16 protein-coding genes are annotated in these 15,292 nt (G+C 74.5%); 11 read left to right on the forward strand and 5 right to left on the reverse strand.

Annotated features, from left to right (window positions below):
• Positions 1–5 precede the first annotated feature (5 nt).
• The 5 genes from AB7F12_RS16770 (at position 6) to AB7F12_RS16790 (ending at position 6,459) form a co-directional block, all read left to right on the forward strand.
• The gene (locus AB7F12_RS16770; protein ID WP_428516621.1) at positions 6–1,745 is read left to right on the forward strand and encodes a cation acetate symporter; all 1,740 of its coding nucleotides are present in this window, start codon (positions 6–8) and stop codon (positions 1,743–1,745) included.
• Positions 1,742–3,484 (forward strand): cation acetate symporter, encoded by a 1,743-nt coding sequence (locus AB7F12_RS16775; protein WP_428516623.1) that lies wholly within the window; start codon positions 1,742–1,744, stop codon positions 3,482–3,484. Before AB7F12_RS16770 ends, AB7F12_RS16775 begins: the two co-directional genes overlap by 4 nt.
• A 272-nt stretch (positions 3,485–3,756) precedes the next feature.
• The gene (locus AB7F12_RS16780) at positions 3,757–4,086 is read left to right on the forward strand and encodes a rhodanese-like domain-containing protein (RefSeq protein ID WP_428502788.1); all 330 of its coding nucleotides are present in this window, start codon (positions 3,757–3,759) and stop codon (positions 4,084–4,086) included.
• Positions 4,087–4,547: 461 nt separating this feature from the next.
• Entirely contained in the window at positions 4,548–5,474 is a 927-nt protein-coding gene (locus AB7F12_RS16785) for a DUF4328 domain-containing protein (RefSeq protein WP_428516625.1), read from the forward strand.
• 37 nt (positions 5,475–5,511) lie between these two features.
• Positions 5,512–6,459, forward strand: a complete 948-nt coding sequence (locus AB7F12_RS16790; protein WP_428502786.1) for a DUF5926 family protein — start codon at positions 5,512–5,514, stop codon at positions 6,457–6,459.
• A 22-nt stretch (positions 6,460–6,481) separates the two neighbouring features.
• Here the strand turns inward: AB7F12_RS16790 and AB7F12_RS16795 are convergent, their stop codons facing one another.
• On the reverse strand, positions 6,482–7,018 hold the full coding sequence (locus AB7F12_RS16795) for a ferritin (RefSeq protein WP_428502785.1): 537 nt from the start codon (positions 7,016–7,018) through the stop codon (positions 6,482–6,484).
• A 104-nt stretch (positions 7,019–7,122) separates the two neighbouring features.
• On the opposite strand from AB7F12_RS16795, the gene AB7F12_RS16800 reads away from it, so the two are divergent.
• Entirely contained in the window at positions 7,123–8,037 is a 915-nt protein-coding gene (locus AB7F12_RS16800) for an SDR family NAD(P)-dependent oxidoreductase (protein WP_428516627.1), read from the forward strand.
• A gap of 153 nt (positions 8,038–8,190) precedes the next feature.
• Here AB7F12_RS16800 and AB7F12_RS16805 read toward each other — a convergent pair whose 3' ends face one another.
• Positions 8,191–9,009: a CPBP family intramembrane glutamic endopeptidase gene (locus AB7F12_RS16805; protein ID WP_428501069.1), complete on the reverse strand. Its 819-nt coding sequence runs from the start codon at positions 9,007–9,009 to the stop codon at positions 8,191–8,193.
• Between the two features lie 36 nt (positions 9,010–9,045).
• On the opposite strand from AB7F12_RS16805, the gene AB7F12_RS16810 reads away from it, so the two are divergent.
• Both AB7F12_RS16810 and AB7F12_RS16815 read left to right on the forward strand, forming a co-directional pair.
• Complete coding sequence (locus AB7F12_RS16810; RefSeq protein WP_428501068.1) at positions 9,046–9,501, forward strand: hypothetical protein; 456 nt, start codon at positions 9,046–9,048, stop codon at positions 9,499–9,501.
• A gap of 48 nt (positions 9,502–9,549) precedes the next feature.
• A complete protein-coding gene (locus tag AB7F12_RS16815; protein WP_428501071.1) occupies positions 9,550–9,900 on the forward strand; it encodes a DUF3817 domain-containing protein in 351 nt (116 codons plus the stop codon).
• Between the two features lie 63 nt (positions 9,901–9,963).
• Here AB7F12_RS16815 and AB7F12_RS16820 read toward each other — a convergent pair whose 3' ends face one another.
• Positions 9,964–10,803, reverse strand: a complete 840-nt coding sequence (locus AB7F12_RS16820; RefSeq protein ID WP_428501067.1) for a DUF2470 domain-containing protein — start codon at positions 10,801–10,803, stop codon at positions 9,964–9,966.
• Positions 10,804–10,922: 119 nt separating this feature from the next.
• On the opposite strand from AB7F12_RS16820, the gene AB7F12_RS16825 reads away from it, so the two are divergent.
• From AB7F12_RS16825 to AB7F12_RS16835, 3 genes are all read left to right on the forward strand, one after another.
• Positions 10,923–11,798: a hypothetical protein gene (locus AB7F12_RS16825; RefSeq protein ID WP_428501066.1), complete on the forward strand. Its 876-nt coding sequence runs from the start codon at positions 10,923–10,925 to the stop codon at positions 11,796–11,798.
• A 199-nt stretch (positions 11,799–11,997) separates the two neighbouring features.
• On the forward strand, positions 11,998–12,951 hold the full coding sequence (gene pheA / locus AB7F12_RS16830; RefSeq protein ID WP_428501065.1) for a prephenate dehydratase: 954 nt from the start codon (positions 11,998–12,000) through the stop codon (positions 12,949–12,951).
• Entirely contained in the window at positions 12,948–13,682 is a 735-nt protein-coding gene (locus tag AB7F12_RS16835; RefSeq protein WP_428501064.1) for a histidine phosphatase family protein, read from the forward strand. Before pheA ends, AB7F12_RS16835 begins: the two co-directional genes overlap by 4 nt.
• Positions 13,683–13,698: 16 nt before the next feature.
• Here AB7F12_RS16835 and AB7F12_RS16840 read toward each other — a convergent pair whose 3' ends face one another.
• Both AB7F12_RS16840 and AB7F12_RS16845 read right to left on the reverse strand, forming a co-directional pair.
• Positions 13,699–14,049 carry a metallopeptidase family protein gene (locus AB7F12_RS16840; RefSeq protein WP_428501063.1) on the reverse strand — a complete coding sequence of 117 codons (351 nt, stop codon included), beginning with the start codon at positions 14,047–14,049 and terminating at the stop codon, positions 13,699–13,701.
• Between the two features lie 15 nt (positions 14,050–14,064).
• Positions 14,065–15,153 (reverse strand): septum formation family protein, encoded by a 1,089-nt coding sequence (locus AB7F12_RS16845; protein ID WP_428501062.1) that lies wholly within the window; start codon positions 15,151–15,153, stop codon positions 14,065–14,067.
• Positions 15,154–15,292: the final 139 nt, after the last annotated feature.

The following is a 15,292-nucleotide window of genomic DNA, read 5'->3' on the forward strand; positions in this document are numbered from 1 at the left end:
CCGGGGTGAGCACGTCCGCGGTCGTCGCGCTGGTCGCCATTGCTCTCGTCGCCGTGGCCTCGGCGGTCATCGGGTCGCTCGGTGTCCGGGTGGCCCGCTCGACGTCGGACTTCCTCGTCGCGTCGCGCACCGTCGGTCCGGTCGTCAACGCCGGCGCGATCTCCGGCGAGTACCTGTCCGCGGCCTCGTTCCTCGGCATCGCCGGGCTCATCCTCCGCGAGGGTGTCGACGCGCTCTGGTACCCGATCGGGTTCGCGGCCGGGTACCTGGCGCTGCTGATCTTCGTGGCCGCGCCGATGCGCCGGTCGGGCGCGTACACGGTGCCCGACTTCGCCGAGGCCCGCCTGGGATCGGCAGGCGTGCGCCGGGTGTGCTCGGCGTTCGTGCTGCTCATCGGGGCCCTCTACCTGCTGCCGCAGCTGCAGGGCGCGGGCCTGTCGCTGACCGTGCTGACGGGGCTGCCGCCGTGGACCGGGATCGTCGGTGCGGGAATCGTCGTCGTGCTGTCGGTCGTCGGCGGCGGGATGCGGTCGATCACGTTCGTGCAGGCGTTCCAGTACTGGATCAAGCTGACCGCCCTCGCGGTGCCCGCGCTGGTGATCGTCGCGCTGTTCGCCTACGACGGGCACTCCTTCGACCGCCCCGCGCCGCCACGGTTCACCGCGGAGACGACGGTGGCCGTGCACGCCGACGTCGTCCTCGACGTCACCGAACCGCTGACCGTGACCGCGACCGGCGAGGTCGACGGCACCCGGGTCGACGGGCCCGTCCGCTGGGAGCCGGGCGCCCACACGGTCTCGCGCGGGGCGTCGCTGACGTTCGACGCCGACGCACCCGTCCCCACCGCACAGGGCAGCCCCGCCACCGACCGGGAATGGCTCGCGCCGCTGTCCGGGTCGGGACCGGGGCGGCTGCTGGAGATCTACTCGGTGTTGCTGGCGTGCGCGCTGGGCACGATGGGGATGCCGCACGTCCTGGTGCGCTTCTACACCAACCCCGACGGCCGGGCGGCCCGTCGCACGACGGTCGTCGTCCTGGCGATGATCGGCGCCTTCTACGTACTCGTGGCGCTGCTGGGGGCGATGTCACGGTTCTACACGCCGCAGCTGCTGGTCTCCGGTGACACCGACGCGGCGGTCCTGCTGCTGCCGTCGGCCGCGCTCGGCGGCGGCTGGCTGGGCTGGCTCGTCGGCGGGCTTGTGGCGGCCGGTGCGGCCGCGGCGTTCCTGGCGACGTCGTCGGGGCTCGTGGTGAGCCTCGCCGGCGTCCTGTTCACCGACGTGCTGCGCGGACGGCTGCGCGACTTCCGGCTCGCGGCCGTCGCCTCCGCGCTGATCCCGATCGCACTGGCGCTCACCGTGCCGCGGCTCGACCTCGCGCTGACGGTGCCGCTGGTCTTCGCCATCGCGGCGTCGACGTTCTGCCCGTTGCTGCTGCTCGGCATCTGGTGGCGCGGGCTCACCCCGGCGGGCGGCATCGCGGGAGTGCTCGTCGGTGGGGGAGCGGCCGCTGCCGCGACGGTGCTGACGCTGTTGCGGCTCGTCCCCGACGGGGTGCCCGGCGTGCTGCTGGAGCGGCCCGCCGCGGTCACGGTGCCGCTCGCGTTCCTGACGATGGTCGTCGTCAGCAGACGGACCCGGGCGTCGCGTCCCGCCGACGCCGACCGCATCCTGCTGCGCCTGCACGCCCCCGAACGCCTCGGCTTCTCCCCGAACCGGGCCGGCGACCCCGCGGACCCCCCATGAACCCCGCCGCCCTCGCGGCCGTCGTCGCCATCGTGCTCGTCGCCGTCACCTCCGCCCTGGTCGGCGCCTACGGGGTGCGCCGGCGCAGCACGTCGGACTTCCTCGTCGCCTCCCGCACCTCCGGCACCGCCGCCCACGCCGGCGCGATCTCCGGCGAGTACCTGTCGGCGGCGTCGTTCCTGGGCATCGCCGGCCTCGTCCTCAAGGACGGGGTCGACGCGCTCTGGTACCCCGTCGGGTTCACCGTGGGGTACCTGGCGCTGCTGCTGTTCATCGCCGCCCCGCTGCGCCGCTCCGGCGCCTACACCCCGTCCGACTTCGCCGAGGCCAGGCTCGCGTCGGCGCAGGTGCGGCGGGTGTGCACGGTGTTCGTGCTCGTCGTCGGCTGGCTGTACGTGCTGCCCCAGCTGCAGGGCGCCGGCCTCACGATCGCGACCGTCACCGGGCTGCCGCAGTGGGTCGGCGTCGTCGCGGCCGGCGTCGTCATCGCGGTGACGGTCGCGTTCGGCGGGCTGCGGGCCATCACACTCGTGCAGGCGTTCCAGTACTGGCTCAAGCTGACGGCGCTGGCCATCCCCACCGTCATCGCGCTGATGTTCTTCCTCGGCAACGACAGCACGTTCGACCGGCCGGCGCCGCCCTCGTTCGCCGCGGCCACGACGGTCGACGTCACCACCGACGTCGTCCTGCGCACCGAGGGCCCGCTCTCCCTGCGCGCGGTCGGCGAGGTCGACGGGACGGCCGTCGACGGCCCGCTCACCTGGCAGCCCGGGGCGCACACGGTCGAGTCCGGCACCCGCCTCGACTTCGACGCCGGCGCCCCCGTGCCCGTCGTCGAGGGCGCGCCCGTGCAGGACGCGAGCTGGCTGACCCCGTTCGCCGACGGCAACAGCTACGGCCTGCTCGCCGTCTACTCGCTGATCCTCGCGACGTTCCTGGGCACGATGGGTCTGCCGCACGTGCTGGGCCGCTTCTACACCAACCCCGACGGCCGGGCCGCGCGCCGCAGCGCCGTCGTCGCCCTCGGCATGCTCGGCGCGTTCTACCTGCTCGTGACGCTCCTCGGTGCGCTGTCACGGCTGTACACCCCGCAGCTGCTGGTGTCCGGGGAGACCGATGCCGCCGTGCTGCTCCTGCCCACCGCCGTCCTCGGCAGCGGCTGGGCCGGCACCATCCTCGGTGGGGTGGTCGCGGCCGGGGCCTGGTCGGCGTTCCTGTCGACGTCGTCGGGGCTGCTGTCCAGCGTCGCCGGGGTGCTGTCCACCGACGTGCTCCGCGGCCGCCTCCGTGACGTCCGCATCGCGACGCTGCTCGCGGGGTCCGTCCCGATCCTGCTGGCGCTGCTGGTGACGCGGCTCGACTTCACCGAGTCGGTCGCGCTCGTCTTCGCCGTCGCCGCCTCGACGTTCTGCCCGCTGCTCGTCCTCGGCGTCTGGTGGCGCGGGCTCACCGCGACCGGCGCCACCTGGGGGATCCTCGTCGGTGGCACCGTCGCACTCGGCGCGGTGTCCGCCAGCCTCGCCGGCGCCGCCTCGACCGGGCTGCTCGGCACGCTCCTGCACCGCCCGGCGATCATCAGCGTGCCGCTGGCCTTCCTGACGATGATCGTCGTGAGCCGCGCGACCCGCCGCGAACGCCCCGCCGACGCCGACCAGCTCCTCCTGCGCCTGCACGCACCGGAACGGCTCGGCCTCAGCGCGGACACGGTCGAGGACGGTCCCGCACGGTTCCGCGACTGAGGGTCGACCCCGGTCGGCGACCGCGTCGACCGTTGTGTCCGCCTGGAGAACTGCGGCCGCTCCGAACAGGTCGTGAGCAGTGCGAGGCCGGACGAGCGATCCGCTCCCACGTACGTGGACATCCGGCCTGGGCGCCGAGCGCTGATCCCACGTCCCGCGCAACCCCACGGTCGCCCGGGCGGTGTGCCGGGAGCAGTGGGGTTGCGCGCGGACCGGGGGCGTCCTCGCCGCGTTCACCTGCGGCTGACGCCCGGCATGCGAGGATCGGCGCCATGACCGGTCCCATCCCGTCCGTCGCGGTCGCCGACCTGCCGGCCGACGCCCCCCTGCTCGACGTCCGTGAGACCGACGAGTGGAACGCCGGGCACGCGCCCACCGCCGGGCACCTGCCGATGTCCGAACTCGCCGGGCGTCTCTCCGAGCTCCCGGACTCCGACCCGCTCTACGTCGTCTGCCGCTCCGGCGGTCGCTCGGCGCGGGTCACCGCCTACCTCGTCGGCCAGGGCTACCCCGCGGTCAACGTCGACGGCGGCATGCAGGACTGGGCGGCCCGTGGGCGCCCCGTCGTCGCCGACGGCGACCGCACTCCCGAGATCGTCTGACGCCGACGCCCGTGCCCGCCGGTCCCGTGCCGCAGGGCCCCGATGCAGGGGGCTTCGCCGATGCGCGCCGGGACGGGGACGATGCGCGCCGGGACGGGCCCGCGCCGCCACCCGACCCGGACGCCGGGCCCCCGGGAACCGCGACCGGCCCCGGCGCTCCGGGACCGGCCCGGTCGCCGGCCTGGCCCGCCGCGCCCGCATGGCCGGGGCAGCCGTCCGGGCGGACCTGGCAGGACGCCGCCCCGGTTCCCGACGTGCAGCCCCGGCCGGGTGGATGGCCGCCGCACACGCAGGTGCCGCCCCCGCCACCGTGGGCAGCGCCGCCGGCCTATGGACCTCCGTCGACGTCGCACACGGCCGGCGCCGTGCAGCCCTACGCCGCGCCACCCCGGGTCGCCGCACCGGGTCACCCCGCGCAGCCCGATGTCGGGTATCCGCCACCCGCCGCGAGGCCTGCGCCGGTGCCGCCGCGCGGCCTGCCGCCGGGGCCGGTCGCGTGCCCCTCCTGCGGACGGCCCGTCGCGCCCGGCTGGGGCCCCTGCCCGTACTGCGCGCGGCAGCGTGCGTCGCTGCGCTGGGTCGCGACGCCTCCGCCCGGTGCCGGCGCCCCACCCACCCTGGGCGCCCGCCGCCCCTACACCGGCCCGCCGTCCTACCGCGGGGTCCCGCGCTGGGGGTTCCCGGCGCTGCCGTTCCTGCGCGAGACCGGGCCCGAACCGGTCGCCGACTGGGTGCGGGCCCGCGCCCTGGCCCAGACCCTCGTCCCCGCGCTGTGGGCCACCGCCGCCGTCGCGCTCCTCGCCGCGGGCGCCGAGATCTGGCGCTACGTGCTGCTCGTCATGAGCAGGTCGGGGGCGCTGTCGGCGGGGGTGGTGTCGGCGTCGGACATGCTCGTCGCCGGTGCCGGCTGGCTGGTCACGGTCCTCGGGCTGCTCACGGGGCTGCTCGTCGTCGGCTGGTCGATCAGGGCGTCGCGTGCGGCGGCCGGACGCGCGGGCAGGGTGCCGTCGCGGTCGGCGCGGGACATCGTCGTCGGCTGGGTGGTGCCGGTCGTGAACCTGTCGGTGCCGGGGTCGGTGCTGGCCGAGATCGAGCACGGCGCGCTGGACCGGCCCGCCGACCAGCGGCCGCGCCCGTCGCGACAGCTGCTGGTGTGGTGGGCGGTGTGGGCGGTCGGGGTGGTCCTCGCCGGCATGGTGTTCGCGCTGTCGTTCCGGACGGGGGTGCAGGCGCGTGCCGACGGCGTCGTCCTGCACGCGCTCGTCGACCTCGTCGCCGCCGCGGTCGCCGTCCTCACGGCGCGGCTGGTCGCCGGGCTGTCGGTGCTGATCGGGCCGGTCCGCGCGCCCGTACGCGAGACCCTGGTGGCGGTGCGGGCGGGCGACTGACCTGCGCCGGGTGCCGTTCGCTACGGTCTGACCCCTGATGGCCAAGAAGACACGCAACCGGGCTGCCGCCGCGAGCGCCCCGGGCGAGAACCCCCGCCGCCCCTGCCCATGCGGGTCGGGCAAGCGCTACAAGGTCTGCCACGGTGCCGGCGACGACGTCATCGTCATCCGCCCGTTCGACGGCCTTGCCGCGGAGCCCGACCTCGTCGCGATGCGCGAGTTCCTGCCGTCGGCCACCGCCCCGTTCCCGTTGCGGGACAAGGGCGAGCGCCCCGTCACTGTCACCTCGGTGCTGCCGGGTGCCTCGGCCGCACTGGTCCGCGCCGACGGCTCGATCATGATCGGCATGCAGGTGCAGACGCGGTCCGGCGACCTGTCCGCCGACGTCGCCCGCGCCGTCCGCTGGGCCCAGCAGGCCGAGCCGGGGGAGTCGCTGCCCGTGGTCGGCCCCGGCCTCGGTGGCGACCCCGTCCGTCTGCAGGACCTGCTCGACCCCGGCGCCACGCTCGACCTGACCATGCACAAGGACTTCGGCTGGTGGGTCCCCGAGCAGGACGGCGAGCTCGCACCCGAGCTCGCCGCGATGCTCGAGCGGGCCAACTCGGTGATCATGCCGACGGAGCCCGTCGTCGCCGAGGGTGTGCGCGCCGCCTACTGGGTCGACACCGGTTCCAAGGCGCACATCCGCTGGGTGCGCCCCGAGCCCGAGGACCGGCTGCTCGCCGCCATGGCCCGGCTGCAGGCCGGGGACGGCCTCGCCCTCTCCGAGGGTGCCCGCTACCTCGGTTCCTTCCGGGCGCACGGGCTGCTCGTCCCGGTGTGGGACCTCGACCGCGACCTGCACCCCAAGGAGTGGACGGCCCCCGTCGCCGCGTTCGCGGCCCGGCTCGACGACGCCCTCGCCGGTCTCGACGACACCCCGCCCACCGACGCGGAGCGCCGGGCCCGCGACGCCCTCGCCGGTAAGCAGGTCACGCTGCGCTGATGCGCCCCGCGGGAGCGCCGGGTCAGACGCGTCCGCCCGCCACGGGCGGTGCGGACGCGTCGACGGTCGCGGCGCGTGCCATCTCGCGGGCCACGAAGTCCTCGATGTGGAAGAGGTTCTCACCGGCCCGCCGCACGACGGTGAGCAGCGTCGTCATCGACGCCACCTCCTCCACCTGCTCCTTGAGGAACCACTGCATGAACTGCTCGCCCAGGTAGTCTCCCTCGTCGCGGGCCGTCCGGGCGAGTGCGGTGACCTGCGCGGTCACCTCCTTCTCCTGCGCCAGCGCCAGCGCCACGACGTCCTCGACCGAGGCGAAGTCGTTGCGCACGTCGCCGATCCCGGGGATCGCGACGCGGTTGCCCGAGTCGAGCAGGTACTGCACGAGCGCCATCGCGTGGTTGCGCTCCTCGAGCGCCTGGGCGTAGAAGTGCGCGGCCAGCTGCGGCAGGTCCTCGTCGTCGAGGAAGACCGCGACGGCCGTGTACTGCTGGCTGGCGGTGAACTCGTTGCGGATCTGGTCGCGGAGCAGGACCTGGAACTTCGACTCGTCGAGCACGCGGTAAGGGTACCCTGACCTTTGCTGATCATGGTCTGAACCGGCCACGAGGGTGTGAGTATCCGCACCCGGTCGGCTCTGACCGGGCGCTTACGATCCCAAGCATGGGACTTCTCGATGCCAAGGTTGTCGTCGTGACCGGAGCGGGTCGCGGAATCGGGCGCGGTGAGGCGCTCGAGTGTGCCGCGCAGGGCGCCGCCGTCGTCGTCGCCGAGTTCGACGCCGATGCCGGTGAGGCCGTCGCCAAGGAGATCGAGGTCGCAGGTGGCCGCGCCGTCGCCGTCAGCGGGGACGTCGCCGACTCCGCCGTCGCCGACTCCCTCGTCCGCGCCGCCGTCGAGGAGTTCGGCGGCCTCGACGCCGTCGTCAACAACGCGGGCATCCTCCGCGACAAGACCGTCGCCAAGATGAGCGACGACGACTGGGACGCCGTCGTCCGCGTGCACCTCCGCGGCCACTTCCTGCCCACCCGCGCCGCGATGCAGTACTGGCGGGAGAACAAGCGCGGCGGCCACCTGGTCCACACGGCGTCGACGTCGGGGCTGCTGGGCAACTTCGGCCAGGGCAACTACGGCGCCGCCAAGGCGGGCATCGCCGCCTTCTCGACGATCGTCGCGCAGGAGGGCGCCCGGGCGGGCATCACCAGCAACGCCATCGCCCCCACCGCGCTCACCCGCATGACCCTCGACCTCATGCCGCAGGAGGCCCGCGACCAGCGTGACGAGGCCCTGGCCCGCGGCGAGTTCGACTTCTTCGCCCCCGAGAACATCGCGCCGCTCGTCGCGTTCCTCTGCTCCGACGCGTCGAGCCACATCAGCGGCAAGGTGTTCGGGGTGCAGGGCGACAGCGTCGAGATCTTCCAGCCGTACACCTCGGTCGCCGAGATCAAGAACGACGGCCGGCGCTGGGACCCCGAGGACCTCCCCGGTCGCATCGACGAGCTCTTCACCGGCACCGGTGTCGAGGCCGGAGCCGAGAACATGATGGCGCGCATGCGCTACCAGATCCTGGACATCTGAGACCGGACGACCCGTGGCGTGCGTCGGGGCCCGCGTCGGGTGGTGGCGGCCCGACCTGCAACCCGCGGTCGCGGCCCGCGGGGAACCCCGGGCGCGCCGCTCACGTGGCCGCGGCACGGCCCGGAGGTGTGGGACCGGTTGCTGCGCAACGGGTCACGGTAGCCAGGACACGTGGCCCCTCAGCAGCCCGTAGCCGACGAAGGCGACGACGTCGATCAGGGTGTGTGCGGCGACCAGGGGCCAGAGCCGGCCGGTGCGCTGCCAGTAGCGGCCGAACACCAGGCCCATGATCAGGTTGCCGACGAACCCGCCGAAGCCCTGGTAGAGGTGGTAGGCCCCGCGCAGGACGGCGGCGGCGAGGAGGGCGCGGTTGGGGGACCAGCCGAGCTGCCGGAGCCGCGTCAGCAGGTAGCCGATCATGACGATCTCCTCGGCCCACGAGTTCCCGGCGGCCGAGGCGATGAGGACGGGGATGCGCCACCAGGTGTCGGTGAGGGTCGTCGGTGCGATCGTGAGGCTGACGCCGATGGCGTGGGCGATGAGATAGAGGCCGAGGCCGGGGATGCCGATGATCGCGGCGAGTCCGACGCCGGCGGCGGCGTCGCGGCCGGGGCGGCGGGCGTCGAGGCCGACGTCGCGCATGGCGAACCCGGCCCGCAGCAGCAGGTAGGCGCCGAGCGCGCCCCAGCCGACGAGCTGCAGGACGCGGGTGAGCTGCAGGGCGAGGTCGACGAGGGTGGCCGCGGCGGCGGGGGCGTTGAGAGCGACCTGCTGCTGGGAGAGGGGGGCGGTGGCGAGCAGGGAGTCGAGCAGCGACAGCAGGGAGCGCAGGGCCGAGAGGCCGAGCGTCACCGTGAGGACGACGAGGATCTCGGTGACGACGAGCCTGCGGCGGGCGGGGTCCTCGATCACCCCGGCCCGGGGGCCGGTGGGGGTGGGTGGGGCGAGCCAGCTGCGGAGGCCGTCGGGCACAGGGCCGGACGCTACCGGGACACGTATCCTGGCTCCGTGCTGCGCCTCGCGTTGTCCCCCCGCTGGTGGGTCTGGCATGTCCTGACCCTCGGCGCGATGGCCACGTGCGCGTTCCTCGCCGCGTGGCAGTGGGGTCGTGCGGGGTCGGCGATGGGCTCGGTCCTGAACGTCGGATACGGCCTGCAGTGGCCGGCGTTCGCGATCTTCTTCGGCGTGATGTGGTGGCGGTTCCTGCGGTTGGAGGCTCGCCGCCTCGCCGGTGAGGACGTCGACGAGCAGGTGTCGCCGCCGGTCGAGGCGGAGCCGGTGCAGGACGTGCACGAGCCCGCGCCCGCGGCCCCGGCCGTGGCCGCGGTGGAGGACGCCGGTGAGGGCGGGCCGTTCGGTGTGCGTCGTACGGCGGCGGACGCCGTCGAGGACGACGAGGACCCGCAGCTGGCCGCGTACAACCGGATGCTCGCGCAGTTGGCCGAGCACGACCGGGGCCGCTGACCTGGCCGGAGGGCCGTCGGTTCCGGCCGTACACTCGGGGTCGTGAGCATGCCCGCCGACACCAGCAAGCAGGCGCCGATGCGGCCGGTCGGCCCGCGGCTGCTGATCTACCGGATCTCGGCGTGGGTGACGGGTGTCGGCCTGTTGTTGTTGACGTTCGTGGCGTTGCCGCTCAAGTACATCTGGGACATTCCGGGCCCGACGACGGTCATCGGCATCGCCCACGGCTGGCTGTACATGATCTACATCGTGTGCACGTTGGTGCTGGCGGAGCGCGTTCGGTGGCGGCCGGTGACGGCGTTGCTGATCCTGCTGGCGGGGACGATCCCGATCGCGTCGTTCGTGGCCGAGCGCAAGGTCACGAAGGAGATCGAGAGCCGTCAGGCCGCCGCCGGCTGACGTTCCCGGCGGCGGCCTGCCGCGTCCGACCCCCTGGTCGGTGGTCGGTGCCCCGGTGAGGGTTCAGCCCTGCTGTTCCTCGCCGGCGTAGCTGGCGTCGAGTTCCTCGGCGGCGGGTCCGGCGGTGGTGGTGTGCCTGCCGTGGCCGCAGCCGACGAGCGCGGTCAGCTGCGTGCGCAGCTCCTGGACGGTGGTGGCCTCCCGGGGCCAGGCGAGGCGGACGTCGTGGTCGGCGCTGGGTGTCTCGACGCGCAGCCGGATGCCGCAGCGGTCGACGCCGAGGGGCCGGATGCGGGCGCCGGCGGTGGCGCGCAACGGCGCGGGCAGGTGCCGGGCGAGTGCGACGAACACCTCGGGATGCGTCTGTTCGAGGTGGCCGAGCCAGCGCTCCTCGAGTGTGCAGAACGGGTCGGGGTGGGCGGCGGCGAGTTCGACGGGGGCGAGCGAGGCGGTGCCTTCGGCGTCGGCGAGGACGGCGGAGCCGGGTTCGATGCGGACGAGGACCGCGCCGTGGCCGAGGTCGAGGAGCCGGTGGTGGGGGCGGACGTCGGCGGCGTGCAGGGCCGCGTGCCGGGCGTCGTCGGTGGTGGGGACGCGGAGCCAGCCGGTGATCCACAGCAGGGCGCGGACGGGTTCGCGCAGGTCGACGGCCGCGTAGTCGGCCAGTTCGAGCATCACGGGGATTTCGCCGCGGGGGTCGAGGCGGGCCTGTTCGACGACGGCGGAGTGCTCGTCGAGGAGCAGGGTCGCGGAGCCGTCGGCGTGTACGTGGTGGTAGGCGGGCACGACGGGTTCGGGTCCGCCGGTGCCGACGAGCGCGGCGCGCCCACCGCGGGTGGTGAGGCTGCGGGCGCGCTCGGCGTCCGTCGGCGTCGGCGGGCGCCGGAGCCTGGTCGTCCCCACGTCGGTCTCCTCTGTGTTAGGTGAGGCTAAGTTATCTTGACGACCGACGGGTGTCCAGGCCTCCCCCCGCCCCTGCCCCCTTGTCCGTGGCCTGCGGGCCGCCGGTTAGCGTGTGGACCGTGACGACCGTTCCATCGGGCAGCTCTGCCGCTCCCGGGTCGGTCCCTCCGCTGTTCGCCTCGTTCGTCGACGACACGAGCCTGCTCCGGCCGGGCGGCGGCCTCGGGGTCGACACCGTGGTCGAGGGCTACCTCGACACCCGCGACGGCGTCCACGGCGGCCTGCTGGGTCGGCTCGTGTGTCCCGTGTCGCGGCTCTCCCCGCTGGTGACCGAGCTCGCGCGCTCCGCGCCGGCGGCACCGGTGGACCTGGCGCTCGTCGTCGACAGCGGGCTCGGCTCGGTCCCCAAGGCGCTGTCGACGGTCTTCTCGCGCGCCACGTTGCTCACCCCGCGCACCGTGGAGACGTCGGCGCCGGTCGACCTCGACCCGATCTGGCTGGAGCGCGTCGCGGAGTTCGTGCCCGACGACGTGACGGCCGTCGTCGAGCCCAGGAGGCCCATCACCGGCGACCCCGACGACGTCGCGGCCTGGCTCGACGCCGTGCGCCGGGTCGCCGAGAACGGGTGCGAGCCCAAGCTGCGCTGCGGGGGGCCCCGCCCGTCCGACGTCCCGGCGGTCGACGAGGTGCAGCGGTTCCTCGCGATCGCCGCCGAGACCGGGCGCGCGGCCGCGGTCATCGGCCTGAGCCGCCTGGTCCGGTCGACCGACGGAGCGGGCACGACACAGCACGGCATCCTGAACCTGCTGGTCGCGGCCGCCCGGACCGTCGACGGGGGCGATGTCGCCGCGGCGTTGACGTCGACGGATGCCGACGAGCTCGCGGCCGAGGCCCGCGAGCTGGGCGGTGCGGAGAACGAGACGGTGCGCCGGGTACTGGCGCGCTGCGGCGCGGGTCGCGACGAGGTCGTCGCGCTCGGCACTCTCGCGGCCTGAGCCCGCAGGAGCCGGATCCGGTGAGGCGGCCCCGCCTCGACGGACCCCCTTCCTCCGTCGCGGCGACGCCGCCTCGTTCACATCTACGAGCCGGCGCGGCGTGCGGTTCGCAAGTTGCGTCGAACGGACCAACTCGGGTGGCCGAACGGCGGCCGAGACCGCCTGCGGACGGCCGGTGACCCGCGGATAGGGTCGCGACGTGCCCCGACTCGCGTTCCTGGGCCCGGCCGGAACCTTCACCGAGCAGGCGCTGCGTACCCTCCCCGACTCCGTCGGCGCCGAACTGCTGCCCTGCCCCGGCAACCCGGCCGTACTGGCCGCGGTACGTGAGGGCCGCGCCGACGCCGGCTGTGTCCCGATCGAGAACTCCGTCGAGGGTGCGGTGCCGCCCGTGCTCGACGGGCTGGTGGAGGACCCGCCGCTGGTCATCGTGCGCGAGGTCGTCATCCCGGTGGCGTTCGTGCTGGCGGTGCGGCCGGGCACCACGCTCGCCGACATCCGCACGGTCTCGTCGCACTCGCACGGCATCGCGCAGACGCGCGGCTGGATCGCGGCGAACCTGCCCTCCGCCGACGTCCGCACCTCGACGTCGACGGCCGAGGCGGCGGCCCAGGTCGCCCGCGGGGAGATCGACGCGGCGGCCTGCGCCCCGATCGCCGCGGCCGGGCACGGCCTCGAGGTGCTGCAGCGCGACATCGCCGACAACCAGGGCGCGGTCACCCGGTTCGTCCTGGTCGCGCCGCCGTCGGTGCCGCCGGCGCCGTCGGGCAACGACCGCACGACCCTGGCCGCGACGACGGAGAACCGGCCGGGCTCGCTGCTGGGCCTGCTCACGGAGCTGGCCGTCCGCGGGATCGACCTGACGCGCATCGAGTCGCGCCCGATCAAGCACCGCCACGCCGAGTACTGGTTCCACCTCGACTGCACCGGCCATGTCGCCGAGTCCGCGATGGGTGAGGCGTTGGCCGCACTCCACCGCCGATGCGACGAGGTCCGCTACCTGGGCTCGTACCCTCGGGCTGCGGGGGTCGAGGGCAACGGGTCCCACCGTGGCCCGGGCGCCCCGGCCGTGCCGATGAGTACGGCGGGTGATGCGGAGTTCGCCGCGGCCCAGGAGTGGCTCGCAGCGTTGCGGTCTGGAGGACATGGATGACGGGCACGATCGGCGCCGGGACGGACGCTGGGACCGGTGTCGACCCCGGTGCCGACGAGGAGCTGCCGGAGGTCCCGGTCGACGGGCTGCGGCTCGTCCTGGTTCGCCACGGCCAGACCGACGCGAACGCGGGCCACGTGCTCGACACGGCGCTGCCCGGGTATCCGCTGAACGACCTGGGCCACGCGCAGGCCCGTTCCGTCGCCGCGCTGCTGGCCGACTGGCCGGTCCGTGCCGTGTTCGCGTCGAAGGCGACCCGCGCACAGGAGACGGCCGCGCCCGTCGCCGAGGCCCACGGTCTGCCGGTGACGGTGCTGGACGGCGTGCACGAGATCTCCGTGGGTGATCTCGAGGGTGCCGCCGACGCCCGTTCGCGCCGCATCTTCGAGGACGTCTACGACGCCTGGTGGGGTGGGGACCTCGGGCGCAGCATGCCGGGCGGCGAGTCGGCGGCGGACGTGCGGGAACGGGCGTTGCCCGTCGTCGACACGCTCGCCGCGGCCGCGGACGACCTGCCGCCCGGGTCGGCGATCGTGCTGGTCAGCCATGGTGCGACGATCCGCATCCTGGCCGGTGCGCTGCTCGGTGACACCGTGGAGACGGCCTACGTGCCCAACACGGGCCGGGTCGTGCTCGTGCGTGATCCCGGGTCCGACACGGGCTGGACGTTGCAGCTGTGGGACAGCGGCCCCACCCTCGCGGGCGACGTCACGGCGGGCGCCACCGGCTGATCCGGGCCGGGCGCCCTCAGCCCCAGCCGAGGCGGTGCAGGGTGTCCTCGTCGATGCCGAAGTGGTGGGCGATCTCGTGCACCACGGTGACGGCGACCTCGTGGACGACGTCGTCCTCGTCGTCGCAGATGTCGAGGATCGCGTCCTGGAACAGGGTGATCCGGTCGGGGAGGACGCCCGCGTACTCGGTGGTGCGTTCGGTGAGCGCGATGCCCTCGTAGAGCCCGAGCAGGGTGTCGTCGTCGGGGTGGCGGTCCCCGACGAGTACCACGACGTTGTCCATCGCCGACGCCAGCTCCCGGGGGACGGCGTCGAGAGCGTCGCCGACCAGCTCCTCGAAGCGTCGCCGGCTCATCCGGACCGTCAACGGAGCAGCTGCCGATCAGGTGTTGCCGCCCCCGCCGCCGGTGCCGGGCAGCGGCAGCACCTGCGTCGGGATCGGGACCGGGGGTTCGGCGGTGGTGCCGGCGGGCGGCGCGTCGTCGACCGGGCCGGTGGGTGTGGTGGAGCCGTCGGCGGGGGCTCCCGGCGAGGGCGGGGCGCCCGGACCGGTGGGCGGGGCCGGGGTGCCGGCGACGGTCACCGGGCCCTTGGCCGAGCCGGTGACCGGGGCGAACCCGCTGCGGTCGGGCAGCAGCGCGGCCAGGTTGCAGTTGACCTTGTGCGAGCCGACCTGCCACGACTGCTCGGCCACGTTGTCCCAGTAGACGGTGAGCTTCTTCTGCGCGATGGCGTCGGCGCTGCCCGCGTACTGGGCGGCGATCTCGCCGCACCTGGCCTGCAGGAACTTGTCCTGGTCGTCGACGGCGGGGTACTTGCCGTCGGTGAACTGCTCGGCCAGGTCGACGACGCCGACGGTCTCGACGGCGTGCGGTCCGGTGCACGGCACCGGGTCGCCGACGGTCCGGCCGTCGATCGCGAGACAGGTGCCTGCGGCCTCGACCTTGGACTGGTCCTGGTCGGCCACCTTGCCGGTGATGGGCAGGAAGCTGCCGCTCTTGGTGTTGGTCTGCAGGCCGCAGCGCATCGAACGCTCGCCCTCGGCCCACCTGGCCTGCGACGGCTTGAGCGCGCCGACCCGGAACTTCCCGTCCTGGTCGAACTTGTCGCCCAGGTAGGCGGTCACCATCGGGGTGCAGCGCTCGCCGACGAGCTGACGCCAGGTGCGGTCGTCGGGCAGCGTGGCCTGGTCGGTGACCTGCACCGAGCCGGCCTGCTCGAACCGGTGCGGCTGCGCGCACGGGACGGCGACGGTGTCGGCGGCGTCGGCGCGCGTCCAGTTGAGGCAGATGCCGGCCTCGGCGGGCGGCGGCGGCAGGTCGGCCAGCCTGCGGGCCTCGGCCGCGGCCGGGTCGGGCAGCGTCGCGAGCGTGCTGAGCACCGGCACCGACGTGTCGGCGAACCGGTCGAGCAGGGTGACCCCCAGCATGGTCACCGCGCCGACGAGGACGCCGATCACGATGCGTCGCACCGGGTGCAACGCGCGCCTGGGCGCCCGGTCGGGTTCCCGCGGGGGGCGGGACGCCGACGGCCGGGGGGCACCTGGGGGGCGACGACGGGCTGCGGTGGGGGACCGCCGCTCCGGCGCGGTGAGGGGCGTGGCCATGTCG

This window comes from Pseudonocardia sp., from assembly GCF_050250275.1.
GTDB lineage: Bacteria > Actinomycetota > Actinomycetes > Mycobacteriales > Pseudonocardiaceae > Pseudonocardia.